This is a genomic window from Endozoicomonas sp. ONNA2, assembly GCF_024606365.1.
Taxonomy (GTDB): domain Bacteria; phylum Pseudomonadota; class Gammaproteobacteria; order Pseudomonadales; family Endozoicomonadaceae; genus Endozoicomonas.
The window spans coordinates 1-1740 of record NZ_JAHHPO010001127.1 but is presented as its reverse complement, the minus strand read 5'-3'; the positions used below and the strand labels follow the sequence as shown (position 1 = coordinate 1740).

Annotated in this window: 1 protein-coding gene; it reads right to left on the bottom strand. The window is 48.7% G+C overall.

Annotated features, from left to right (window positions below):
• Positions 1 to 77 precede the first annotated feature (77 nt).
• Positions 78 to 1655: a glutamate--cysteine ligase gene (gshA, locus tag KDK14_RS19990; protein ID WP_257266986.1), complete on the bottom strand. Its 1578-nt coding sequence runs from the start codon at positions 1653 to 1655 to the stop codon at positions 78 to 80.
• Positions 1656 to 1740: the final 85 nt, after the last annotated feature.

Sequence of the window (1740 nt, the reverse complement as noted above, 5' to 3'; positions counted from 1 at the left end):
AATCATCAGGAACACTGAGTTTAAAATGGGAAAGTTATTTTTAGACGACTCCTAACTGCAGTCAATATTACAGGCAGCTATTGTGCTGCCATATACTCTTGCAGGAATGTATCAAAGTCACTGCTATCGTTGTGTTTGGCTGCCAGCTGGTCGGCAATAGAACGCTGGGCAAGCTGTTCAAAGTAGGCTATTCGTTCATCGCCCAGACTGGCTTCAGAGAAACTTTCGGAGTGCTTTTCCGACAAAGACATCATCAACTCAAGATAACCGGAACCGTCAGTTTTCAGGGTATCAAGCAGCTGGGCGGAAGGGGTTAAAGCGATATCTTGCAGCTTGTCTCTTTGCATCCATAAGCTTTTGACAAACGTTGACGATTCATTTGCCTGGTCAAGAATCTCAGCAATGGGAGACATATCATCCAGAAGCCGAAGCCCCCAGTGTTGCAGCACGACCGATTGACCACTGTGTCTTAACTTGACCCCCGGGCGACGGCCTTCCGTAACCGCTGTTTTGAAATTATTGCTGACCTCGGCACACTCATCGCCATGAATAGGGTCGCTGTTTTGCAACGAGCAATAGACCAGAAAAATATCCAGAAAATGGGCATCCAGCTCACTCAGTCCCACTGGTTCGAATGGGTTGATATCAAGGCAACGTACCTCAACATATTCAACGCCTTCATTACGCAGGGCGGTCACTGGTTTTTCACCGGAACGGGCAATCCGTTTGGGGCGGATAGTGCTGTAATACTCATTTTCAATTTGCAAGAGATTAGTGTTCAGTTGCAGGTATTTGCCGTCTTTTTTCAGACCAATGGCTTCATAGGGAGGGTATGGTGTACGGATGGCTCGGGAAAGACTGTCTACGTAATCTTCCAGGGTGTTGTAGCAAATATTCAGTGAGGCCTGGGCGTGATTGCTGTACCCCATGTCACTCATACGTAACGACGTCCCATAAGGAAGAAAAAGAGAGTCCTTGTCGAGGGCCTGAAGGCCTGACTGAACGCCGCCATCGGTAAAAAAACTTCGGCTAAGGGCCGCAGAGGCGCCAAAGAGGTACATCAGCAGCCACGAGTAACGCAGAAAGTTTCGAATCAGGGAAAAATAACCCGCCGACCTGAAGTCCTGAGCGCTGATTTTCTCTTGTCCACAGTGCTGTCGTAGCAGCGCCCAGAACTCTTCTGGCAGGGAGAAGTTATAGTGAATACCGGCGATGGTTTGCATTGGTTTGCCATAACGATGCCAAAGTCCTTCACGATAAACACTTTTCATGACCCCGATATTAGAACTCCCATACTGCGCGATAGGTATACTGTCATCCCCTTCCAGCAGCGGCGGCATACTCCCGGCCCAAAGCAACTCCGCTGGCATATTCCGGCAGGCATACTGGTGCAACTCCTCAAGAAAGGAGAGCGTATCAGTAATTCGACTGTGTACCGGCGTGATGAATTCAAGCAGTGCCTCTGAATAATCAGTGGTGATGTAAGGGTGAGTTAATGCACGCCCGAGTTTCTCGGGATGGCGTTTTTGGGAAAGACGAGCATCCGAGGTAACCCTGAGACTTTCACGCTCAATACCATGGCAGATGCCATGAAAAACAGATTGGTTAGCACGGGACTGGAAAAGCTCCAGACGTTCCTGATACTCAGTAGCCAAGGTACAGATCCAATAATAATTAGGTACAAGTCTAACCCGGATATTTCATAAACGTGCTCCCGATCTCGCTTGTCCTTTGCCGCTC